The organism is Winogradskyella sp. SM1960, assembly GCF_020179375.1.
In the GTDB taxonomy this organism is placed as follows: Bacteria; Bacteroidota; Bacteroidia; order Flavobacteriales; family Flavobacteriaceae; genus Winogradskyella; species Winogradskyella marina.
In genome coordinates this window covers 322,242-347,085 of record NZ_JAICBG010000002.1, presented here as the reverse complement: position 1 = coordinate 347,085, position 24,844 = coordinate 322,242, and the positions used below count along the sequence as shown (strand labels likewise).

The window sequence follows — 24,844 nt, the reverse complement described above, 5'->3', positions numbered from 1 at the left end:
AAAATCATGAAAACAAACATTTTAAACACCAAAACAAATCTTATGAAATCAAATTTTAAATTTTTAGCATTTATCGCTTTTTTCGGAATTCTTTTAAACTCATGTAGCAGTGATGACGACAATGTTTCACCGAGTCTTAATGCGCCAGAAATAACTGGTTTTGAATATGGAGAAGGTAGTGCACATTCTACAGAACAAGTGGCGTATAAAGGCTCAGATATTCATTTAGAAGCTGACATTTATGCTGAAGCTGTAGTAAGTAGCATTACACTTTCTATACACGCACACGATTTACCACTTGCCGATGGTGAAGTTGAGTGGGATTTTTTCCAAGAATTTTCAGGCAGCAATTACCAAGTTATTAATCCTACATTTCATGAGCATGTTGATGTCCCAACCGACATTCCTGCTGGTGAATACCATATAGAATTAGTGGTTATTGATGAGCTTGGAAACAGCACTGAAATTGATGGGCATTTAGAGATTTTGGACTATGTAACTATAAGCGACGATCATGTTGATACAGAGGCAGTTAGAGGAACTGATTTTCATGCTGAATTTGTGATTAATGCCCTTAATGGTATTCATAACATTACAGTTGATATTCATGCACATGATCTTCCTGTTGGCGCTGGAGAGGTAGAATGGGATGAAGAAATCGTATTTTCAGAAGGTTACCACGGATTAACAGAAGTTGAGTTCCATGAGCATATTGATGTTCCGGTAACGGCACCTGAAGGTGAGTATCACATGGTTTTCACAGTTGAAGATGAAGACGGTAATACCAAAGAACACCATGCACATATTGATGTTACAGCACCATAATTATTAATTATACCGCATAGTATAAAAATACTATGCGGTTTTAATACCTTAGAAAATGAGATCGATATTAAAATATTTTAACCTCCTGTCCATTGCATTATTCATAATCTCATGTTCTAGTGATGATAGTGTTGATATAGATGAACAAAAACCAACAATTAGCATCAATTATAACGAAGGCTTTCCACAAGCATGCGAGCAATTAGTTAGAGGAGAAACCTACACATTTAAAGCTCAGGTTTCAGACAACCTAGCACTAGCCTCTTATAGTTTAGATCTTCACCACAACTTTGACCATCACACACATGATGACCAAGATGTGTATTGCGAGACAGAACCTATTAAAGCAGCTGTGAATCCATTCATATATATGGAAAGTTTTTCTATTGAAAATGCTCCAACATCTTATGAAATTAACATTGTAATCACTATACCTAATGATATTGACACCGGTGATTACCACTGTGCGTATTCCGTAACCGATGAAACGGGTTGGCAAAGCAGGACTTCTATTGATATAAAGATTATATAAGAGATTTAAAATTTGAGTTAGTCATTTTTATCTGTAGCTAAAGTGCTGACTGAATACGAGTCAGCACTTTTTTTTTACGTATATAATTGTTTTTACCAAAACTAAGTTCAAATCAATTATCTCCTAAATCTAAAAATGCTTTCAAAAGTGTATGAAGTCCATCACAAAACAATTTGAATAAGTGCCTAGAATCAAAAATCTTGTTATTTTTATCTACCACTTAATTGACAACTATCTTTTTTGTAGAAACTAAAACATCTTTATCATCCTGAATCCTTAAAAAGTAAACCCCTTTTACTAAAGCGCTAACGTCTAATTCAATAGTATTTTGATTAGAGTAATTTGTTTCAATCTTTTTTTGTCCTAAAATAGTATAAAGACTAGCTTTTAGTTCTTGAAATTGACTAGAGTCAAATTTAATTTTTAATACATCATTTACTGGATTTGGAAAAACGGAAATACCATCTGCCATATTATCAATATGTGCAATTGAAAGATTTTCTGATAGTACACCATTAATAACTAATGAAAACTCCTGCAACTCATTTACTAAAGTCCCTTTATGACTAACATTAACCGTATATTGTCCAGGACTAATATCTTTAACATTAATTATTTCGATATTATCTCTGTAATTATCTCCTTTAGAAGCAGCTAACGCGTAATTATTATAATTAGCATTAGGCTCCATCATCCAAGGGTAATACACCTCTGTATCTGACACAACTCTAACATCCAAATCATTTATTAACATTGGAGTTGCATCATTATAAAGTTCATCTGCTAAAGGTTCTGCTGCTGGATCATTCCAGCAAATAGCAACCGATAATGGTTGTGTACCATCCACATCTATTTCTACCGAATATGTTTCATCTTCATTTAATACTAATTCAGAAATTATTGCAGATTCCCCATTATTTGTAATCACCTCTGCGGCTTTGAAGGCATTAAACAATCCCCATCCGTTAGAAAAATCTGGACCATCGTAGTCTCCTGCTTCATCAGTAGTACTTAAAATTAAAGCTTTAGCCGTTGCAGCTTTCATATAAACTGAGTTATTGTTATAATAATGTTGTTGCAAAAGTGCTAATCCTCCAGAAACAATAGGTGCAGCAAAAGAACAACCATTTCCTGTAGCGTAATTTGAATCACTAGCATCTCTTGTAGAATAGGAAGAAAAACCAACAGCAGTAAGGTCTGGTTTAATTCTCCAATCATCAGTTGGTCCCCAACTTGTAAAAGCAGTTTGAACCACTGATTCTGGCCCAGTATAATTTAATACATCTAATGAAGCTCCAACGACAATTGAATTTTTACCAAGTTTATTACTCGCAAGTAAGTCATACCTAGAACCATCAGGATTATAGCCTTTATTCCCGTTATTAGAGGCACCTGTACACATAATTAAATAAGGTGCATTATAAGAAATCTCATCCCACAATTGTGAGTATTGATTATAAATCCCGTACTTCTCATAATCCGTGTTTGGGTTGGCTATAATATACGAATGACTTGATATTAAACCTCCTATAGCAGCCCAAGTTGATAGCTCCGAAATCCAGTTTGATATATTATATGATTTAATTGTTGCAGAAGGCGCCATACCTTCTGCTTGGGGATCTACTCCTGAAGCTATTAATATTCCAGAAATATGTGTTGCATGCGAGGACACCGTTGTGTTATCAATTACCGTGATATTATTATTGAATTCTTGATGTGTAATTCTAGGTGGTCCAGCATCCCATAAACCAAACTCTATACCACTACCATCTAAATTTAATCCTGAAGTACCACCGGTTCTAATAAGGTCTACTTTAGACGATATTGCAGAGCTTTCATTTTCTAAGGAATAATAAACTGGGTTTCCAGTGGTATCGAAATGAGAAAAATACTTTTTATCCCCTTGGTCAGTAATTAATATTTCTAGTATTTCCCTGTCCAAAAATTGATCCTGTATCGCTAAGAATTCTTCTGAAATTTGATTCAATTTTTCAACATTGGTATGACTGATTATAATTTCTCTATCTTTTTGATTTTGAGAGAACAGCTCTAACGATAAAAATAAAGCGAGAAGTAAAAGGTTACATTTTTTCATAAATTCATAGTTTTAGATATTTTACAACGCAAAGAACGTAGCACCATTAAGACACTGTCAATCAAACACATACTACTTGATGTGTTTTTTTAACCAATTTTAATTTACAAACCATTCCTCAATAATTTCGTTCTCTGTGTTATAGTTGTCTTTGTGAATAAATTCATTTTTAGAAGCATTATAGTCATAGTCTTTAGACCAAGTTGAGAAGTTATCTGCCACTTCTTTTATCGCCTCACATACAAACTCAATTTCAGTATTGAGCATAGTGGGATGAATAGACATACGCACCCAACCTGGACGCTCTGCTAAACAGCCTTCCAATATTTTTAGTTCTATAGATTTTGAAGTAAGCTGGTCTACATTCAACAAATAATGCCCATAAGTTCCTGCGCACGAACAACCTCCTCTTGTTTGCACACCAAATCTATCGTTGAGTAGTTTTACTACTAAATTGTAATGCGCATTTTCAATATAAAAAGAAAAAACGCCCAAGCGATCTAAGTTCTTAGGAGCTAAAATGTTTAAATTTTTGATTTTTGATAATCTTTCAAAAACAATCGTATTCAATTCGTGCTCTCTATCTAAAATATTTTGAACTCCCATTTTTTCTTTCAACCGTATAGAAAGTGCAATTCTAATGGCTTGTAAGAAGCCTGGTGTGCCTCCATCTTCACGGCTTTCTATATCATCTATAAAATCATGGTCTCCCCATGGATTGGTGTAACTAACAGTGCCGCCTCCTGGATTGTCTGGCACTAAGTTTTTATACAATTTTTTATTAAAAATTAAAACACCTGTTGTCCCTGGGCCTCCTAAAAACTTATGAGGCGAAAATGTAATGGCATCTAAATATTCCTCTGTATCACTAGGATGCATATCTATTTTAACATAAGGTGCTGAACATGCAAAATCTACGAAGCACAAACCGTTATTTTTATGCATTATTTTTGCAATCGCATGATATGGTGTTCTAATACCTGTAACGTTGGAGCAACCCGTAATCGCCGCTATTTTTATAGGAGTTTCACTATAGTCTTGTAACAACTGCTCGAGACCTTCTAAACAAGGTAAACCTTCTGTATTTGACGGAATAAGTTTTACTCGTGCAATAGTTTCTAACCAAGACGTTTGATTAGAATGATGCTCCATATGTGAGACAAAAATTATAGGTCTTTTTTCTTCAGGAACTTCAATATGCGCTTTTAGGTTTTCGCTAATCTTGATTCCTAAAATACGTTGAAACTTATTGATAGCACCTGTCATGCCAGTCCCTACTGTTAATAATACATCATTACTAGAGGCGTTAACATGTTTTTTAATAATAGATCGTGCATCAGAATAAGCATGGGTCATTACACTCCCAGTAATAGAGGTTTCTGTATGAGTATTTGCGACGAAAGGACCAATAACATTTAAAATTTGTTCTTCAATGGGTCTGTATAATCTTCCACTAGCAGTCCAGTCTGCATAAATAATATTTTTTTTCCCATAAGGAGATACAAACGTTTGATCTAAACCAACTACATGTTTTCTAAATTCTGAAAAATACTGTTCTAAATTTGATTCTGACACTACTGCTTTTTTTGAATTAAAACTACCTTTAAGAAATTTATAATATTCATAACATTATTTTATAATAATCTTTAAATGCCCTCGACCAGCATTATTTTCAACTGTTACAAAATACATACCAGTAGCAATAGAAGACAAATCAATTGGTGTGTTGTTTAATGCTTCAGAAGAATCAAAATAATAGGTTTTTAAAACTTCTCCAGAAACAGCTATAACTTGCATTACTGATTTTCCAAGAGTAGCTGTAGTTGTTATATTAAAGATGCCATTAGATGGGTTTGGGTGTGCTGCTAACGTGTATACTTCGGTGTTATTAATTTCTTCAACATCTAAAGTGCCCTGTATTAACGGAGCGTTGCTAAAATTAATTAATTGCCCATCAATATAGTACTGTGCTTTAAAGCTGTCATTACAATCCGCACAAGTAACTCCAGTAATACAATCAGGATTATTAGGATGACAATAATCTATATAAGTAGGATCAAATCTATAACTAAAATCGACTGTGCCTCTAATGATTAGTGGTGTCATATCAGTAAGGCTAGGTGGAGCAATTGCTCCAGGACACCATCCTGCTCTGTTGTGATACCATGCACCTAGCTGCCCTATACAATTATCAGGGTTAGGGTTACAATCGTTCCACAAGTGTTGCTCATAGTATTCTACTCCATCAACATCAATATAATTATAAGCTTCATAAAATTCGGCAGCATTTTGAGAATTAAGATCTCCCCAACCATGTCCCGTAGTAGACAAACGTAAGTGAGAACTCAACACATTAGAATCATAAGTGTAGTTTACAACAGGTACAGGTTGTAAATTAGTAGGATTACCTAAATCCCAATTACCATCCCATAATTCTACTACTTTGGAGTATAAATATTCAGGTGTTCCTTGTTGATAATCTAAGTCTAAAGAAACTTGCCAGCCTCCTGTTCCCCAGGTATCAATAAAGACTCTAAACTCTACCTCACCTTGAAGAAGCGCTTCATAATCTGTTAAATCAATTGTATGACCACACGCTATACCGTATGGCGTATTATAACGAATAATCTGAATCCAGTTACCATCTGGAGCTTTAACATCAATAAAAGCTCTACGGTCCCAATCATCACAATCTCCTGTATTTGACGGACAGTCAAACTGAAGGTTTGCAATAACTTCATTATAACTTCCTACATGCTGTGGCATCGTATATGTACCGTAATGCCATTGTCCTGTTACACCATATTCTATGACAACATCTTCTATAGTTTGTACATTTTGAGAGGCTATAGTATTAGTAACTTCTACGATTTTTGTAATGGTTGTACTTTGTCCATTATTAGCATTCGTTGTAATATCTACTGTATGAAGGCCATACGAATCTGGTGTCCATAGCCCGTAATACATACCGTTTTCTCCAATTATTTCAAGGGGTACGTCATTAACCTTAATTTCTGCATTATCTATATTTAAAACGGAAGGTTCGTCTATTTCAGTTGTTAAATAAATTGGATATGCATATAACGAAGGCATCTCTATTGGATAATCTTCAGTAAGTCTTGTTGTAATGGTAGGACTATAAATACTTAGATCTACAACCTCAAATTGTAAGTAGTTTTCTGAAGCATTGTAATTTAAATCTCCTGCCTGTGCTGCTTTTATGGTTACAATACCACCAGAATTACCATCTAATGTTACAGTGTTGCCACTAATAGTTGCAGGGCCCGATACAACACTATAAGTTATATCTGTTAAGCCCGAACTAGATGTTGCTGAAATGGTAAAAGGATCATCAGTAGAGTATTTTCTTATTATTTGGTGATCAAATGATATAATTTGATTTTGCTTACCAGTTCCGGTGCCATCATCATATAAATCAATTAAAGCATTCGCTGTAACATGAGGGTGCTCTCCTCCTCCTGTTGTTGCATTCTCTTCTGGAGGATAGTAACTAAATGCAAAACTAGTTGTAATATAATCAGGACTTCTATCTAAACTTGCTTGATCTACCTCAAATGGATTACTTCCGGTAGCCATTTGTCCTGTTGCGTCTAGAATCTGTGCATTAGCCTGAATTATCCTTACTATTGGAGCATAACTTTCACCATCTACTATACCGCCATTTTTAGCTGTATTTTGAAATAAATTGTCTTTACTAACATTAAATATCGTATAGGTTTTTGTAAATGTGCCATCCTCATTGTCTACTGTTTCTGTTTTAAAAAAACCATTATTTACATCTGGGTCATTTAACTTGCTTAAAGCCATCCTAACCTTATCAGATCCACTCTGCCAGCCATGACGATAAGCACTCATGTCAACACCATTGGGGTAAGGATACAGACTAAATAGAACATCATTATTTTGTCCATCAGGAACATTGCTCACTATAAAAACAAAAGGATCAGTTGGGATTAAAGTGCCATTGGGGTGAATTTCAGCTGGTTTGCCAGTGAATTCAAAACTAGCTTGACCGAAAGTCACAGCGGTTAGAGCTAACGAAAAAGTAAGCAATAATTTTTTTAGTAAATTTTTCATCATAAAGTGTGTTAAGGATTAATAAGCTACATTTAAAAAAACTGAATACCAATTGGTTCTATTTGAATAAAAACTAAAGAAACCACCTCATCTTTTCGCTAAAGGGCTTGACTATTTCGACGGACAACATAACAAAAGTGATAAGCGGAAAATGTTTAATTCCTTTTTTCAATCTCTGTTATGAGATTAAAAATTGCTCTAGCCTTAGTCAACAACGCATTACTTTCATTTTCTAATTCGACTTCTTAGGAGGTATCTACCTCACATCATCCTAGACCATAGCGTCTAAAATAGCACGTATACTAAATGGTATTTTTTACATTTACTATTGAACATACTTATTGAGTTGACTTACAGGCACAGCTACTTTTACTAAAAGCTGCAAATCCCCTTTATGTTTAGAGTTTCCTCCGTAATAGTGTGCACGTGTAGCACTTACCACACCAACAACTTGACCCGAATCATTAACTACAGGCCCACCACTAGCCCCTAAACCGAACTCTGCTGTAATTGAAATTCTTGGGTTTCCGCCTTTAGAATTCACATGTTTTCTAGAAATAATCCCTTTGGTCATAAAAAAGGTATTTTTAAACGGATGTCCCATCACATATATATCTTCTCCAATTAGTTCATTTTCAGCCAACGGTAGCGCGTTTAATTTCTTTCCTTTTGTTTCTACTTTAAGAATCGCTAAATCATTAGATTTACTTGCAGACAAAACTTCCGTCACCACATAAACATTTCCTTCATGATCTATTGCAAAAAGGCCATCGTATTCAAATTTATCTTTAGGCGCAATAACATGATAGTTGGTTACGATGACACCATCCTCGTGAATTACAAAACCCGATGCCGCACTTAAGTGAACATTAGGACATCTATCACATAAATAAGATGAACCTATATATAATGTGCTTTTTTGCAAGTGATGATACATTTGGTTACCCGTTTTTTTCGTTTGCTCAGTACGCGTTAGTTCTACCCCTGAGTTTGCTTCAAAGTTTTTATCTCTATATTCTTTAAGTTTTTCAAAAGGCGTATGCAAATTAGCCGCTACTAATTTGTCTATCTCTATACGAGCCGCATTGACAAACTCCATACTATTTTCTGATTCATCATCTGATATTTCAATTGAGGCATGGTGTGCTTCTGAAACTTTCTTAGTTGAATTACAACTGTTAACTACTAATATCATAGTTAGATATAGGATATAATTAATTTTCATGGTTTTATTTTTTTTATGATTTTATTTAAAATTTGTTCTACTACCTATTGTTTTCCTTTAGAATTTTGAGATCCCCGTTTCTAACCAAGTGTGATAGTCTTCTACGTCTGGAGTATAACCAACAGGTTCTATAAGTTTATCTTCGTTATGATCCATTAAAACATAAAATGGCTGAGAATTTGACTTGTATTTTATAGTTTGCATCTCGCTCCATTTTTGTCCGATATATTTTAAATTTTTCCCTGGTTTAAGTTGAGATGGCACCACCTCATCATCTTCAAGTTTTCGTTTATCGTCAACATATAAGGAGATTAATACAACGTCTTCTTTTAATATTTTTAAAATTTTTGGATTTGGCCAAATATTTTGTTCCATCTTTCTACAATTCACACAAGCCCAACCTGTAAAATCTAACATCACTGGCTTATCAACTTGTTTTGCATAGGCCAAACCTTTATCATAATCATTAAAGGCCAAAATATCGTGTGGCGCTAATAGATGAGCACCTTCAGGCAAATCGACATGAGCTGAAGCACTTCCGCCAGATCCTAATTTAGAATACCCTACACCATAAGGAGACTCGCTATATTCTAATGGAGGTGGAAACGCACTAATGAGATTTAATGGTGCGCCCCAGAGTCCGGGAATCATATAAATTGTGAAGGTTAAAACAACAAGTCCTAAACTTAATCTACCTACTGAAATATGCGTTAATGGTGAATCGTGCGGTAATTTAATTTTTCCGAACAAATAAAGCGCTAAGGTTCCAAAAATAGCTATCCAAATCGCAATAAATACTTCGCGTTCTAAAATATGAAGCTGCAGTACTAAATCGGCTTGACTTAAGAATTTGAATGCTAAGGCTAATTCTAAAAATCCTAAAAACACTTTTACGGTGTTTAACCAACCTCCTGATTTAGGCAGTGAATTTAACCAGCCTGGAAAAGCTGCAAACAAAGCAAAAGGCAAAGCTATTGCTAATGAAAACCCGAACATACCAATAATTGGAGCTAAACCACCTTTAGATGCTGCTTCAACTAATAAGGTTCCAACAATAGGCCCTGTACATGAAAATGAGACTATAGCCAAAGCTAGCGCCATAAAAAATATACCAACTAATCCCCCTCTATCGGCCTGTGAATCTACTTTATTAGCCCATGAATTGGGTAGCATAATCTCAAAAGCTCCTAAAAAAGACACTGCAAAAACAACTAAAATAATAAAGAAAATAACATTAAACCAAACACTTGTGGCGAGTGCATTGAGGGCATCGGCACCAAAAATTCCAGTTACAGCGATACCTAATAACAAATAGATGACGATGATACTAATACCGTAGATAACGGCGTTTTTTATACCGGCAGCTCTGCTTTTACTTTGTTTAGTAAAGAAACTCACTGTCATAGGAATCATCGGGAACACACAAGGCGTTAACAAGGCTGCAAAACCAGATAAAAATGCTATAAAAAAGATAGACCACAGTCCTTTATTAGTGGCCGAATCTTCACTCGTTTTAACACTTTTTTCTATTGGTGCTACGGTTGTAACATCTCCTTTCGTTTCTGTAGTTAATTCTTTTTTATCACCAATATAAAATTCTAAATCAACTTCTGTTGGTGGTAAACAACGCGTATCATCGCAGACCATAAATTCTACAAACCCATGGACGGACGTTGTCGCTTTATCGATTGTTATATTTTGAATAAATTTTGACTCTCCATCAAAATATTTAATTTCCATTTCAAAAATAGGATCTTGAACCGTATGCCCCTCACCTTCTTTTGTCGCTCCGTTTAAAGTGAAATTTTCTCCTGAATTATCAAACGTAAATGTCGTAGGTATTGGACCGCCATCGGGTACCGTTTGCGAATACAAATGCCAACCAGCATCGATATTTGCAGTAGAAATCAACTGATATTCTGTATCGGATATTTTCTCTACAGAAGTCGTCCATTTTACAGGGTCAAAGACTTGGCTATTTACGAAACCAAACATTAGTAAAGCGATTGCTAATATTATATTTTTCATTAAATATTTATTTTAATTTTTGCTTTTGTTAAAAAACTACTGGATAGGGTTTTCTATAAAAAAAAGGACAACTATTTCAAACAATTTTAAAAGGGTTACTTTTTCAAATAACCCAATATAATCCTCCTAACCTTTGATTATGACTAACTCAAATGTTTTAATACCAATAAAATTGTTAGGAAAGATGTAACTGCAAGTCTCCTTTAATTTTGCTAAAATTAATGGCGACTTATGTATTTAAATATTTAGCTCATTAAATAATGAGATTAATTTAGAAGACGATGGTCTAGGTGCGTTTGCATCAACAATATTACCATCTGGACCTATTAAAATAAAACGTGGTATGCCACTAATTTGATAATTTTTAATAAATTCACTTTTCCAAGCTTCATCTGCAAGTAACTGAACACCACCAAGTTCTTTTGATGTTACCATTTTCCTCCAAGAGTCGTGTGCTTTTTCTACATCGATAGAAATACTAAGAAATTCTATATTTTTATCATGATATTGTTTTTCAACTTTTTTAAGCGAAGGTATCTCCTTTATACAAGGTGCACACCAAGTTGCCCATACATCAATATATACATACTTCCCTTCAAAATCACTTAAAGAATTTGTACCTCCGGCATGATTTACATAATCTGTAAAAACTGGTGACGGCTGTCCTTTAGCTAACTTTTTTACAGTGTCATACTTTTCTTTAATCTTTTCTTTATCCTCTGAGTCCGTAGAAAAAGAAATGAACGTGTTATAATAGTCATCAATTTTATCTGTATAGCTAATATCGCGGTTGGCTGCTGAGAACAATAGGCTATTCTTAATCGTATCGTTAGGGATTGCACCAAACACTTCTAATTTAGCAAAGTATTTATCTATATCTTCTTTCTCTGCTAATTCTTCAGCTTTACGATTAAAATGCAATGTTACTAATTTCTCATAAGAGCCTCCTCGGTTATAGGCTTCCTCATCTAGATAGTCTACAGATTCTAATTTCTTATAGAAGTCTGCCGATACATCAAAATCTGGCTGTTTAGTATACATTCTGTGCAAGCTTGGGTACTTAGCTAAGGTTAAAAAATTATAATTTTCTAATTCTTGGCGCTCAAATTTTTCAAATGTTTTTGGCAAGTTTGGAAAACTATCCAAATAACTAACATATTGCGTGTGAAGCTCTGCCTGTCTAGCTAAAAAATCTGATTCATTTAAAGAATTAAACTTAACATAATTACCCCTTACTTTCTTTATATTATTTATTTTAGTAAATAGATAGTTTGAAGCATTAACATCTGTACCTGTTAATTTTGCTGTTTTCTTAAAATCTTTTAAATCTGCCGTCAAATTATATTCTCCTCCATCAGTAAAATAAAAGTCAAATCTATTTCTAGGATCAAAAAGAATGTAGCGTCCTTCACCTGAAGTTATGGTATCTAAAAAGGATCCATTTTCATCTAACTCAATATCTCTTGCCTTTATATTATCACCGCTAAGCATGAACCTTGTAGAAGAGGCGTTATCAATGGTACCAGAAAGTACTATATAGTCTTTTGTTTGGTTGTTGTCTCCGCAAGACGTTAAGAATAACGTAAAAAGAAGTAATAGCGCAATATTTGTTTTCATTTTAGAAGTTTTAGAAATATGAATCGATTAAATATTGAAAACTATAAACGAGAAAAGTTTATTTGAATTTCAATACGTGTTTTATCTATGGAAAACTTAATTTCCGTTTTTGTTTATATTATTATGTTTTATTGAAGTCGAATTCCATCTAGACAAAATGTATTTGGATAGATCATTTTTCCTTGATCATCAACATAAGAAGAGGTCATTTTGAATACAACTTTGTCAACATCCCCTAAAGAGGTTAAATCCACTTTTCGCCAATCGTTTAAAATAAAACCATGCTCAGGGTTTTCAGGATCAACCTCCTGCCTTACGGCTAAATAAACTTCTACGTTACCCGTCGTACTTCCATTTAAGTAACCTTCTATAATCAATTTTACATACCCTGTATTTACAGCATCAAAAGCATCAGAATAAGCTTCATCATAGGCTTCTTCTGCTTCTTCTTCCGTACCTCCTGCATTTAAAACAGCTTGTTCAGCTACCTCTCCTGCTGCTTCTCCTGCCGCACGTTTAGTCAGTACGTTGTGACCTCTTAAACTTACAGCCTCTACATTATTTGGTGCAGGCAGACTAAATGCACTAAATAGATTACTATTTGGGTTTGCAATTTGGTGATTTCGTACGGCCTGACCATCAAACAAATAAGCTTGTGTGTCAGGTTCGTATGTTGCAGAATAGATTGATCCAAAGCTTGATAAAAGGTAGTTGTAAGATGTATTTGCGACTAAAACATGTTCTACAATACCAGGTTCCACTAAGGTAAAATAAGCGTTATCTCCAGTTGTATTCCCTACAAGATAATTCTCTGTTCTGTTGACTTTATCTGTATAAACACTAAAAGCTGTTGAGTCTATAGCTTGTTGCACTTCACTTGGTGTAAGACCTCCTTCTGGAGCAAAATCTCTACTTAAACTCCAAGGGTAAGAACGAAAATTTTTATTAGATAACGCGAAACCACTAAAATTCCCACCAACAGGATTAGATACATTTACGGTGACGACACCAGACGCATTATTCCCAACATTAAATGGAGCATCATAAATTTCGTAAGTAAAGCGGTCTAATTCTATTTCATTAAAGGTGATATCATTTGGATATGGTATTCTAACCTCTAATTCATCATCGCAAGCATTGAACAATGCTATACAAGCTATGGCAACTATATATTTTGGAATAAATTTCATATAATATAATTTAAATTATTGCAAACCAGGGTTTTGATCTATTAATGTGTTATACTGCATCTCAACATTAGGAATAGGATAGCATAGGTGATTTTCATCTATTGGCTCTCCTTTGATAGCTTCCATCCAAAGTTTTCCTGAACTATCTTTAAATCGTAAAGAAGCAAAATATTCACTTCCGTTTTCAACAAAAGTCTCTAAAAAGTATTCTTTAAATATAGCATCCATCAATTCTTGTTGTGTTGTAGGATTTAAGCTTTCTAAAATAGGATTTGTTCTTCTAGAGCGCATCTCATTAATTGGAGCAATCGCTTCTGCAACAGAAGCACCTGTTCTTGCTAATAATTCAGCTTTTAGAATATATAATTCTGGATATCTAAAGAAATAGGTATTATATTTAAGATCTTCTGGACTCGCTAATTGCCCTTCATACTGACCTAACCTTGCGACTTTAGTAAATGTAAACCTTGGATCCGTATCCCATGCAATAGGCGCCCTCGCCTCTCCCGTAACGATATCCCAACGTGGATCATTTACAAACCATTCGAGACCAAAATTTAATCCTGCATCCAATTGATCATATGGAGCAACAGGTAACTTGGTTGCATAGAACATGATTATAGAATATGAGTATGTATAACTTATGTTATCAATTCGATTTGCGTTATCAGAGACATAACTACAAAATAGATTTTCTTTAGAATCCCAGGAATCTTGGTAGACCTTAGCTAAATCTCCTTGCATGGAAAAACCTGGAGTACTCGTATTTAAAACGTCATCTATTAAGGTAATCGCTTCATTTAGATTAGCTGTTCCGTCGTTATATCCATTTCTGTATAGTATGATTTTAGCTTTTAAAACTTTTGCAAATTCTTTAGACATATATCTATTATTCGTAAAATTATCTAAGTGTTCAATAGCGAAATCAAGATCTTCAAATATTTTCTCATAACTATCGCCTACATTTAGGCGTTCTTTTTCAATATCTCCTAAAGTAATTGATTCTTCACGGAAAATTATACCATTCGGGTTACTATCGTCACTAGACCACCAATGTCCATAATTCCAGAACACAAACATATTTGCAAATGCTCTTATACATCTTGCCTCAGCTAATAAAGCATCTTTTTCCTCGAGGTTTATTTGGTCTTGAGTTAGTTTACCAATATTGCTTATTGCAAAATTTGCTGCATTTAAAGTCTCATAATAGTCTAACCATCTATTTGGTATATCTGTAGTAGTCTCATTTGATTGTGAGTACTCCATATTATAATCAGCAGCAGACCAATCAACAAATCCAGCTCTAGACGCTAATGAAACAAAAAGATTACCTGAGAAATTATCTGTATTTACTATGGTTGCATATGCCCCATTAACAGCTGCACGTGCATCTTCTGCATTAGCTATAGCATTAGTCTCATTTAAAGAATAACTAGGTGTTAAATCTAAGTTGTCTTCACAAGAACTAATGACAAGCCCAAAAACAATTAACGCTATATAAAATATCTTTTTCATGTGTGTATTTTTTATTGTGTGTGTTTTTATTGTATACTCATTTTTACTCCAAGGCTGTAAACTTGTGCTGAAGGATATCTACTAGAATCTATTGACATTCCTGAACCGATAGACGTACTCGACCAATTCCCTTGAGGATCGAATCCTGGATACTTAGTAATTGTAAATAAATTTGTGCCTTGCAGCGTAAGTTCTATTCCTTTTATTGTCGAAGAAGAAAATATATCACTAGGTAACTTATAACTAATATTTAGTGCATTTAAACGAACATAAGATGCATCGTGTAAATAGAAATCTGAAAACTTGTTATTAGAACCTAGTCCACCAGGAGCCATTCTTGGATAAAGTGCATCGTATGGATTGTTTAGAATAGTACTTTGTCCTGCTATTAAATTACTTTGGTTATAATTTCTAGTGTTTGCAACATCTGTATATGGCAAATTCCAGAATCTTTTATGCCCATACGCATAACTAAATGTTGTATTAATACTGAAGCCTTTGTATTGATAGGTTAAACCAAAACCTCCAAAACCTTTTGGTGTTGAGCTTCCTATATTTACACGATCGTCATCAGTTATTTTACCATCTCCATCTTGATCAATAAAAATAAGATCCCCTGTTGTTTCTGTAGATGTGTTAAAATGTGATGCTTGCCCCGTAGAAGCTGTATTATCAACAAAACCATACATGTCTTCCGCATTTACATAAAAACGACCTGCAGTTTCTAATCCATACCATTGTCCAATCTCTCCTCCTTCAACTAATCTAATATATGGGTAACGACTTGATGGATAATGTATCTCTTCGAGTGAACCATTAATTTTAGTTACTTTGGTTACATTTTTAGAAAAATTAAAATCAAAAGATAAGCGATGATTCGTTTTTTGAATGATATTGTATCTGATATCAAATTCGAAACCTTTATTACTAATTGTCGCTACATTTGATGTTACGTCTCTAAAGGAAGAACTCCAAGCTATCGGTCTTTTATAAATCAAATCCTTACTTTTCTTTTCATATATCCCAACTGTCCCCGAGACCCGATGGTCAAACAATCCAAAATCTAGACCTAAATCAAACATTTCCGTTTGTTCCCATCCTAAGTCTGGGTTTCCAATTGTTGATGGAGATAATCCAGGACTATCATCATAAATTGTAGAACCAATTAACGTTATCCAACCAAAATTACTAAGATTTTGAGAACCTGTTATACCTAAAGATGTTCTTAATTTTAAATACGAGATGTATTTTTCAATTTTTGAAGATTTCATAAAGCTTTCTTCTGTAATCAACCATGCGAAAGCTCCAGATGGAAAAATTCCAAAACGATTGTCTTCACCAAAACGAGAAGAACCATCACGACGAACTGTTCCAGATATAATATAACGGTCATCAAATTTATAATGAAGACGGGCAAATTGAGAAATCAATGCATTCTGTGACTCAGTTTCGGACACACCGGTAATATCTGCTGCAGAACCAAAATTATTAAGAACATCATCGTCAGGAAAGTCTTGAGCACTCATTGAATAGTTATTACTCTTGCTTCCTTCACTAGAATATCCTAATAAAAGATTAAAATTGTGTTTGTTAAAGACTTTAGCATAAGACAACGTCCCTTCCATGACATTAAATGTTCTTTTATAACTATACCAAGTTCTATTATTAAACGCATTATTATCACTACTCCCTAAACGGTGATAACGTAATGATTCATTATCTGAATGATTACTTGTAACAGCTCCTCTTAAGGATAAATCTTTAATTATTTCGTATTCTAAATACCCTGTTCCATTAAATATAAAATTCTTTCCTGAATAGGTATTTAAGAGTGTAGTATAAGGATTTTCAGTATATATATCTGCCGTATATATTGAACCATCTTCATTAAAAGCGGGAAGGTCTGGACGCGTGTACTTCAAAGATCTTAGCATGCCATCCTTTTCGTCTGCTGTACGTTTACTCGCATTTATATTTAACCCAAATGTAAGTTTCTCTCCAATTTTTGTGTCAAAATTTAGACGACCACCATATAACTCACTTTGTCCAGATTTAATAATTCCTTCTCTTTCATTATAGTTAAACGAGACAAAATAGGTGCTTCTTTCTGACCCTCCACGAACAGAAAAATCATGTTGAACAGCTAATGGATTTTGTGTCATCTCATCTTGCCAATTGGTATTGGAATCATAAAAAGCATCTGGTAACACTTGTAAATCTGAAGCGTCATATTCACTAGTGTTTAAATTAAAAAAAGCCTGTTCGTCTAAATATGGTAGTATAAAATAATTAAAACTCCCATTACTAATAACCGACTCCCTACTAGCTGCTATTGTGAAATTTTTATATGCATCAGTTTCAAATAATGCGTAATCGTTAAAATCCATAGCCGTTAGTCCTAAACGTGATGATATCTGAACTATCGGTTTCATATTATGCTTTCCTTCTTTTGTTGTAACAATCACAACACCATTAGCTGCTCTTGATCCATATACTGCTGTTGCAGAAGCATCCTTCAATATATCGATACTTTTAATATCGTTCATATTTAAATTATTTAGGGAGTTGTAAACTCCCCCAGAAGTTGTGCTAGTATATTGTGGCACACCATCTATAACCCATAGTGGTTGATTGTCTCCAGATAATGATGATTGCCCTCTAATAATTACACTTATCGGTGATGTCGGTGAAGCCGATTGCACTTGAACACTTACGCCTGATGCTTTACCTTGAAGTGAACTTTCAATAGTGCCTTCCATAGGTGCATTCTCAATATCTTTAGCTGTTATTCTAGCAATTGCCCCTGTAGCATCTTTTACTTTAGACGTTCCATACCCAATCACAACTACCTCGTCTAAATTATCAAGGTTTGGAATCATTTTAACTTTAAAAAAGGTTTGAGTACCTATAAGCTGCTCTATTTTTTTATAGCCCATATGGCTAAAAATTAGTGTAGTGGTTTCACTAACGTCGTTTATCTTGAGAGTAAAATTACCATCCAAATCGGTAAACACACCGTTTCTAGTACCTTTCACCACTACATCGACTCCAGGTAGCGGAAGCCCTGTTTCGTCAATCACATTACCACTTACTGTTTGTTGTAATATGGTATTGGGTTTTACAACCGTGGTGTTGTCCGTTACCTTACTTTTAATAAGAATAGTATTTTGTTCTGAAAATTCGCAGATAAATGTTCCTTTTGACAAGCTCATCTCTAAAAGTTTGTCTGCTGGAAATATGCCTTTCTTTAAGGGAACTTTTGGGTAATTTTCAAACAAATCAGCACGGTAAACAAAAGTGTAATCTGTTTGATCCTTTATTAATTTAAACACTCCGTCAACTGAAACAACCTGATCCTTTTTAATTTTAATTTTAGCATTTTGAGAAAATCCGCTTTTTGAAGTCAAACTAAATACGGACAAAGAAAATAGAAAAATAAATGTTTTCATGAGAAGCGTAAAAAACCTTCTCTCCGAAAAGAGAAGATGATTAGTAAGTTTTTTTTTCATAAATTTACATGTTGGTTTATTAATCAATTAATTAGGGATATCACTGGCGGTGAGATGTTTAGTTTTATCCCTTTTTTACTCTATTGTTATATGCTTATTTTCTATTTTATAATTCATATTATTTGTGCTCTTTATAATTTCTAATATGTTTTCTATAGATTGTTGTTTATTTAAAACGCCTGTAAAACCTACGTTCTCCATTTCCTCATTAACTATTAGTATATCAACATCATACCATCTTGATAATACCTTCATAATATCTTTTAAGGATTTATTTGTAAAGCTAAATACACCATTGCGCCAAGAAATAAACTCTTCTACCTCTACTGTAGAAATTTCAAAATCGCTTTTATCTTGAGATAGCCGAGCTTGTTGACTAGGTACTAAAATACTTGTATTCAAATCATTACTCAACAAAATACTACCTTCCACTAAGGTGGTAATAATTTCTGTTTCGTTTTTTACAGCATTAACATTAAAGATGGTTCCTAAAACGGTTAAGTTTTGTTCCTTTGTTTTTAAAGTAAAGGTGTCTCCGTTATGTTTTGTACTTTTTGAAACTTCAAGATAAGCTTCTCCATAAACCAACTCCACTTCCCTTGGATTTCCTTCTATAAAATTAACAGGGTATTTTAGTTGAGATTCTGAATTTAACCAAACCTCTGTACCATCAGATAATTCTACATGATACTGCCCTCCCCTTGGTACAGTTAAATAGTTAAATTCTAATTCTTGATTGTTGCTTTCGGCACTTCCATATGTAATTTTATTTCCATTACCATTCACACTTTTATTTTGATAGACATTTGTACTATCTAATAACACTGTAGAACCGTCCGAAAGGGTTAATATGGCTTTGTCTGTACCAATTTCAATTTTGGTGTCAACCAAAACAGGATCAACCTTTTGTGTATCAATTTTATGATATACAAATGTTAATGCCATAATCAACGCTATAGACGCTGCGGTTGCATACTGCCAATAATACGTTTTCTTAGGGAGATGTAACTTCGATTTTAAAGATTGCCAATCTTCCTTTTTATCAATTTTATTTTTTAATTGGAACCGAGATGCTATCTCTGATTTATCTGTTAATCTTTTTAAAATATTGTCTTTTTCTTCTTGAGAAAACAGATCTGAAGACTCTAAGGATTCTGCCTTTTCATCTTTTAAAAGCGAAGCGGCTATCTGCTTAGATAATATTATGATTTTATTAAAATTTATCATTAATTATGATTACTATTTTTAACTAAGACGACAAAACTGTACTGAAGGGTTAAAGAAAACCAACTTATTTTCACCAAAGTTCATTTTTTTAACATTTCACGATAATTAAATATATAGTGTAGTAAAGTTTATTAATTAGAAGAAGAGAAAACAAATGCTATTAATACAAAATGCTCTTTTAGCAATGGTCTTAATCTTTTGTATGCTATTTTTTTTTGTGCCTTAACCGTATTCACAGATATCTCTAATTGTTTAGCAATTTCAATATTTGTCAGCTCCTTTATACTTAACCTCATAATTTGAGCACATCTATTAGGAAGTGTATTAATTGCTTCTTCAATTACAGTTGCGGCTTCTTCGATAACCACTTCTTTTAAATAAAATGATTCTTTATTTAGATGGTCCAGTTCAACAACTGACATATGATCTGTAGCCTTAAACCGTTTACTTTTTAAAAAATCTAACGCCCTATTTTTTACAGCAGTGTATAAATAAGATTTAACAGCGAGTTCACTTTTAAAATCAATTTTATCTTCCCATACTTTTATAAACACATCTTGAACTAAATCCTTCGCTACATCAATATTGCCAACATAACTCGATGCAAAAACACATAATGAAGTATACAAAGAATCGAAGACATTCTTATATGCTTTTATTGACAACGAATATTTTTCTTGTTTAGGGAACAATTAGCTATTAATTAATTTATACATCCAAATCCACTTAAATCGTAAGCAACATAATAATTTGGAATGTCCTATTTATATTTTAACTACATATATAAAGAAAAAAAAATATATTAGTTCATTTTTAATTAAAATTATTTGCAAAACAGTTAAAATTAAGAAAACCCTTCAATTTTACGACATACTTTTTCTCTGCTTTATAAAAAAATAAATCGCTACGCTTGAGGCATGGAATCCACAGCAAAACGTTTTATAGCATTCAAAAAAAATGACACCATAAAAGCTTACAAAAATCAGCGACTTGAATTTGTAAGACTCATATAACATTTAAGAAGAAGACACTTATTTTTACTTCAATTCTTTTAATAAATCCGTTAAGTGAACACAATGTTATCTTCAGTTTAAAACAAAAATAACAGTTAAGAACTAAACTTTGTTTTTGTTCTCAACTGCTACTCTTTACTACGTCGTTAGTTGACGGTATTTCTATTTATTTTTTCATAAACTTCATTGTGTTTCCACTTTCAAGTTTTAAAAAGTATAATCCGCTTTCTAAATTTCCTACTTCAATCTGATCATTCTCAGAAACTAACCCAGAACGAACCTCTTCTCCTAAAACATTAAATACGCTATAACTTTCTGTTGCTTTTAATCCTGAAACTTGAATAAAATCTGTAGTTGGGTTTGGATAAATCTTAAGTGTATTCGCTTCTTTAAACACGTCATCTATTCCTAATGTACTTTCAAGGTTAGAAAATGCTATGTAACGACTAGCAGCACCGGCATCAACACCGTAAACCACAGTCATTGTTAATGTAGTAACAGGCTCATTAAACTGCAAGATTCCACTCGCAGGAAGCCCCGTTGACAATGTAGTAGCATCTACAGCTGTAAAGTTATAATCTGATAAAACGGTAAATTCTTGATCAAAACTGAACGACCCACCTCTTAAATCTTTAAGATAAAGTTTTAAGTTTTCGATAGGCGAATCAAACGTAATGGTGAACGAATTTCCTTCTAAAAGCTCTCTAACTTTAATTGCAGATTCATACCAAGACCCAGGTGCTGCATAAAAAGCATCTCCTTCGTTAGCACCTTCAAAATTTGAACCAGATTTAGTTGCGATAGTTTCATCAGATATTGAAAAAGTAAACGATACACCATCTAATGAACCTGATGTTGTATTGATAAAATTACCCCATGCTTGTGAGTGAGATAAATCTGTTGCTAATAAGGCTACAATAGCTAATAAGAAGTTTTTGTAAATGTTTTTCATTTTTTTTAGAATTTAATGGTTAATAGTTAATATATTGGTTTTAATTTTTTATAAAATTATCACATATAGCACGTTGCGTTTTTTAATTAACAAGAGAATTCATCTTTTAAAAGCGACGCCCTACACTACTTAGCTATAATCATGATTTCTACTAATTTTTTACATGAGTCATGACTAGTATTTTTATCTAAGACGACAAAACTCTTTCGTAGGGTTAAAAAAAAAGTTAACTTTTTAATAATTGTACAAAATTTTAACACTTTTTGACGAATTAAAACAAGTTGAATGAAGATTAATATGGCAGTCTTATTTTAGGCCCAATAAGCCTGGAGCGTTCTTTTAAATCTACAGTTAATACATTTGAGATACATATTTATTAGCAAGACTTATTCAATAGAATAATCTTTAGAAAATTTATTAATAAACAAAAGCCCACAAATTCTTTTAATTACCCTGAAGTTTCCCCAGAGCTTCAGAACAACTTTAAAAAGTTCAGGCTATAGACTACAGAGCGCTGACATTTTACAGCCTAGATTTTTATCACAATTGTGACGACCACAACCTTGACATTAAAGATGAAGCATGCGAGTTAAAACCGCTAAAAGAAGCTGTAAACCCATTTATACATCGGAAATTTAATATTGAAGTTAGATTGACGTTTAATGAGATTTCTAATCAGCATCAAAATTACTAATGAAACGAACACAAGCGACTACCTCTATTTTTATTCGGTAACCGGTGAAACAAGCTCACAAAGTAGAACCTTTGCCAATATAAAGTAAATATGCGATTACTCTATTTATCTGTATACATAGTGCTGACAAAACACAAGTCAGCACTTTTTTTTGAGCCTTTAAATCTAGCTGAATATTCCCACTAATAAAGACGAATTTTTGATATAACTAAAATACAATTATTTATCTTTGCACGCAATTGGTTTATGTCTATAATTTTATAGATACGATTAAAAGGGAATCAGGTAAAAAAGTAGTTAACTTAATAATCCTGAACTGTTCCCGCAACTGTAAGTTTTGTCCCGTTTGGGATGCCACTAATGAAACTCTTCAACATCCACTGTTCTTTACAGAATGGGAAGGACCATTAGTTAGGACACGAGTCAGGAGACCTGCCAATTTTACAAACAATTAACACAGTAGCTTTCGGGTAAAAGGCATCGGGTTTATGAGATATATTGTATGCACCATTTTGTTTTGCATAGGTTTTTGTTCTATGCTCCATTCGCAAACCGATTCCATCACGGCTTTGAGAGAGGTACGCCTTGTTGCCTATCAACTTAAAGATTCCACCTATACAAGAAATATAACTATTGTAAAGGATAGCGTCTTAAAACAAAACCAAGCTTCTCTAACTAATTTTCTAAACTTTAATAGTACAGTTTATTTTAAGGAAAATGGTTTAGGCATGGTTTCTTCCCCCTCTTTTCGCGGTACAACAGCATCACAAACTTCTGTCCTTTGGAACGGTATTAACATTAACTCACAAACCACCGGACAAACCGATTTTAATACCATAAATACACGTGGCTATAATAAAATAGAAATAAAACCAGGCGGCTCTAGTGTTGCCGATGGTAGCGGAGCTATTGGCGGCTCTATCAATTTGGTAAATGAACTTGGCTTTAATAAAGGATTTCATAATGAACTTTTTGCTAACTACGGAGAGTTCAATACCTATGGCATAGATTACCAAACCAATTATTCATCAGAAAAGTTTAGTGTGCTTTTAGGTATTGCACGCAATGCTTCTGATAATGACTACCCTTATCCCGAAACTGACCGTATCAATATTAACGGCCAATATCACAATACTAATATCAGTTTAGCGGCGACTTCTAAATTAAACTCTAATAACACCCTAAAAATTTTCGCGAATGTTTATGATGGTAGACGAAATTTTTCAGTACCAACACCAAACGCATTAAAAACAAAATATACGGACTTCAACACACGCTCGCTCGTAGAATGGGAAAGTCAATTCAATAAGTTGAAGTCTAATTTAAAAATAGCAACTACAACAGAAGAATACCGTTATTTTGGAAACATTGACAATGACTTTTATACCTACGGAAAGGTGAAGAGTTTTATTGCTAAATACGGATTAGACTTCGCGCTGTCTAATAAAATGTTACTTACTACCGGACTTAATTACACACATAACGATGGTCGTGGTTCTAATATAGCTTCAGAAACCCGTAATTTATCAGCTGCTTTAATCAGTTTTAAACATGTACTTTCAGAAACGTTTCTTTACGAATTAGGGTTACGTCAAGAAACAAATGAACAATATGGAGATCCCTTATTATATTCTGCAGGTTTTAGCGCTCAACTCACCGATGTTTATCAAATAAAAGTTAATACCTCTAAAAACTTCCGAATCCCAACTTATAATGATTTGTATTGGCAAGGTGTTGGAAATACAGAATTAAAACCTGAAGAATCTTATCAAGGTGAAATTAGCAATAATTTCAATTTTAAAAATCTTTCTATTTCCTTAACCGGTTATTATAATTACGTAGAAAACTTATTACGTTGGGTGCCTGACAGCTCTGGTATTTTTAGACCAGAGAATACTAATAAAGTTAAAATTTACGGACTAGAATCGATCGTTACACTTCAGAAATCTTTTGGAAATCACAAATTTACAGGTTCTGCAACCTTTGCATACACAGTTTCAGAAAATAAAGACACAGGGAAACAGCTTATCTATGTGCCGTTTTACAAATTCACCACTTCCTTTGGGTATAATTATAAAAGAATTTCGACCTATTATCAATACCTTAATAATGATGAGGTTTTTACCACCACAGATCATGCTACCGAACATATTTTAGATAGCTATATGGTGGCTAATTTAGGAGCCGAATACACATTAGGAAAAAATCGTGACTATAAAATAGGAGCGCAAATATTAAACTTCTGGAACGAATCTTACGAAAGCGTTCTCAACCGCCCAATGCCTGGCCGGAATTTCAATTTCTATATACATCTAAAATTTTAA

At 33.6% G+C, this 24,844-nt stretch carries 15 protein-coding genes and 1 riboswitch; of the genes, 3 read left to right on the top strand and 12 right to left on the bottom strand.

What is annotated here, in order from left to right:
• The first annotated feature begins 6 nt into the window (after positions 1 to 6).
• Positions 7 to 825 carry a DUF4625 domain-containing protein gene (locus tag K1X16_RS07450; RefSeq protein ID WP_225035623.1) on the top strand — a complete coding sequence of 273 codons (819 nt, stop codon included), beginning with the start codon at positions 7 to 9 and terminating at the stop codon, positions 823 to 825.
• 55 nt (positions 826 to 880) lie between these two features.
• Positions 881 to 1,357, top strand: coding sequence for a DUF4625 domain-containing protein (locus tag K1X16_RS07445; RefSeq protein WP_225035622.1), 477 nt, complete (start codon positions 881 to 883; stop codon positions 1,355 to 1,357).
• Positions 1,358 to 1,577: 220 nt separating this feature from the next.
• Here K1X16_RS07445 and K1X16_RS07440 read toward each other — a convergent pair whose 3' ends face one another.
• The 12 genes from K1X16_RS07440 to K1X16_RS07385 all read right to left on the bottom strand — a co-directional run bounded on the left by K1X16_RS07440 (position 1,578) and on the right by K1X16_RS07385 (position 21,826).
• Complete coding sequence (locus K1X16_RS07440) at positions 1,578 to 3,452, bottom strand: S8 family serine peptidase (RefSeq protein WP_225035621.1); 1,875 nt, start codon at positions 3,450 to 3,452, stop codon at positions 1,578 to 1,580.
• Between the two features lie 99 nt (positions 3,453 to 3,551).
• Positions 3,552 to 5,027 (bottom strand): aminotransferase class V-fold PLP-dependent enzyme, encoded by a 1,476-nt coding sequence (locus K1X16_RS07435; protein WP_225035620.1) that lies wholly within the window; start codon positions 5,025 to 5,027, stop codon positions 3,552 to 3,554.
• 54 nt (positions 5,028 to 5,081) lie between these two features.
• Entirely contained in the window at positions 5,082 to 7,550 is a 2,469-nt protein-coding gene (locus K1X16_RS07430; RefSeq protein ID WP_225035619.1) for a T9SS type A sorting domain-containing protein, read from the bottom strand.
• Between the two features lie 325 nt (positions 7,551 to 7,875).
• Positions 7,876 to 8,745, bottom strand: coding sequence for a serine protease (locus K1X16_RS07425; protein WP_225035618.1), 870 nt, complete (start codon positions 8,743 to 8,745; stop codon positions 7,876 to 7,878).
• A gap of 87 nt (positions 8,746 to 8,832) precedes the next feature.
• Complete coding sequence (locus K1X16_RS07420; protein WP_225035617.1) at positions 8,833 to 10,803, bottom strand: protein-disulfide reductase DsbD family protein; 1,971 nt, start codon at positions 10,801 to 10,803, stop codon at positions 8,833 to 8,835.
• A gap of 237 nt (positions 10,804 to 11,040) precedes the next feature.
• On the bottom strand, positions 11,041 to 12,420 hold the full coding sequence (locus tag K1X16_RS07415; RefSeq protein ID WP_195872008.1) for a TlpA family protein disulfide reductase: 1,380 nt from the start codon (positions 12,418 to 12,420) through the stop codon (positions 11,041 to 11,043).
• Between the two features lie 128 nt (positions 12,421 to 12,548).
• Positions 12,549 to 13,610: a DUF4465 domain-containing protein gene (locus K1X16_RS07410; RefSeq protein ID WP_195872007.1), complete on the bottom strand. Its 1,062-nt coding sequence runs from the start codon at positions 13,608 to 13,610 to the stop codon at positions 12,549 to 12,551.
• 15 nt (positions 13,611 to 13,625) lie between these two features.
• Complete coding sequence (locus tag K1X16_RS07405; protein WP_225035616.1) at positions 13,626 to 15,125, bottom strand: RagB/SusD family nutrient uptake outer membrane protein; 1,500 nt, start codon at positions 15,123 to 15,125, stop codon at positions 13,626 to 13,628.
• Between the two features lie 26 nt (positions 15,126 to 15,151).
• On the bottom strand, positions 15,152 to 18,574 hold the full coding sequence (locus K1X16_RS07400; RefSeq protein ID WP_195872005.1) for a SusC/RagA family TonB-linked outer membrane protein: 3,423 nt from the start codon (positions 18,572 to 18,574) through the stop codon (positions 15,152 to 15,154).
• 135 nt (positions 18,575 to 18,709) lie between these two features.
• On the bottom strand, positions 18,710 to 19,861 hold the full coding sequence (locus K1X16_RS07395; protein WP_195872004.1) for a FecR family protein: 1,152 nt from the start codon (positions 19,859 to 19,861) through the stop codon (positions 18,710 to 18,712).
• Positions 19,862 to 19,992: 131 nt separating this feature from the next.
• On the bottom strand, positions 19,993 to 20,553 hold the full coding sequence (locus tag K1X16_RS07390) for an RNA polymerase sigma-70 factor (RefSeq protein WP_225035615.1): 561 nt from the start codon (positions 20,551 to 20,553) through the stop codon (positions 19,993 to 19,995).
• Positions 20,554 to 21,040: 487 nt separating this feature from the next.
• Positions 21,041 to 21,826 (bottom strand): T9SS type A sorting domain-containing protein, encoded by a 786-nt coding sequence (locus K1X16_RS07385; protein WP_225035614.1) that lies wholly within the window; start codon positions 21,824 to 21,826, stop codon positions 21,041 to 21,043.
• A gap of 917 nt (positions 21,827 to 22,743) precedes the next feature.
• Positions 22,744 to 22,975: riboswitch (cobalamin riboswitch) on the top strand.
• An 81-nt stretch (positions 22,976 to 23,056) separates the two neighbouring features.
• On the opposite strand from K1X16_RS07385, the gene K1X16_RS07380 reads away from it, so the two are divergent.
• Positions 23,057 to 24,844, top strand: a complete 1,788-nt coding sequence (locus tag K1X16_RS07380; RefSeq protein ID WP_225035613.1) for a TonB-dependent receptor plug domain-containing protein — start codon at positions 23,057 to 23,059, stop codon at positions 24,842 to 24,844.

Bases quoted from the DNA above. Each gene is read 5' to 3' on its own strand.
- K1X16_RS07380 (WP_225035613.1), top strand. From the start codon at position 23,057: ATGCTCCATTCGCAAACCGATTCCATCACGGCTTTGAGAGAGGTACGC.
- K1X16_RS07415 (WP_195872008.1), bottom strand. From the start codon at position 12,420: ATGAAAACAAATATTGCGCTATTACTTCTTTTTACGTTATTCTTAACG.
- K1X16_RS07440 (WP_225035621.1), bottom strand. From the start codon at position 3,452: ATGAAAAAATGTAACCTTTTACTTCTCGCTTTATTTTTATCGTTAGAG.
- K1X16_RS07445 (WP_225035622.1), top strand. From the start codon at position 881: ATGAGATCGATATTAAAATATTTTAACCTCCTGTCCATTGCATTATTC.
- K1X16_RS07410 (WP_195872007.1), bottom strand. From the start codon at position 13,610: ATGAAATTTATTCCAAAATATATAGTTGCCATAGCTTGTATAGCATTG.
- K1X16_RS07400 (WP_195872005.1), bottom strand. From the start codon at position 18,574: ATGAAAACATTTATTTTTCTATTTTCTTTGTCCGTATTTAGTTTGACT.
- K1X16_RS07425 (WP_225035618.1), bottom strand. From the start codon at position 8,745: ATGATATTAGTAGTTAACAGTTGTAATTCAACTAAGAAAGTTTCAGAA.
- K1X16_RS07405 (WP_225035616.1), bottom strand. From the start codon at position 15,125: ATGAAAAAGATATTTTATATAGCGTTAATTGTTTTTGGGCTTGTCATT.
- K1X16_RS07420 (WP_225035617.1), bottom strand. From the start codon at position 10,803: ATGAAAAATATAATATTAGCAATCGCTTTACTAATGTTTGGTTTCGTA.
- K1X16_RS07450 (WP_225035623.1), top strand. From the start codon at position 7: ATGAAAACAAACATTTTAAACACCAAAACAAATCTTATGAAATCAAAT.
- K1X16_RS07385 (WP_225035614.1), bottom strand. From the start codon at position 21,826: ATGAAAAACATTTACAAAAACTTCTTATTAGCTATTGTAGCCTTATTA.
- K1X16_RS07395 (WP_195872004.1), bottom strand. From the start codon at position 19,861: ATGATAAATTTTAATAAAATCATAATATTATCTAAGCAGATAGCCGCT.
- K1X16_RS07430 (WP_225035619.1), bottom strand. From the start codon at position 7,550: ATGAAAAATTTACTAAAAAAATTATTGCTTACTTTTTCGTTAGCTCTA.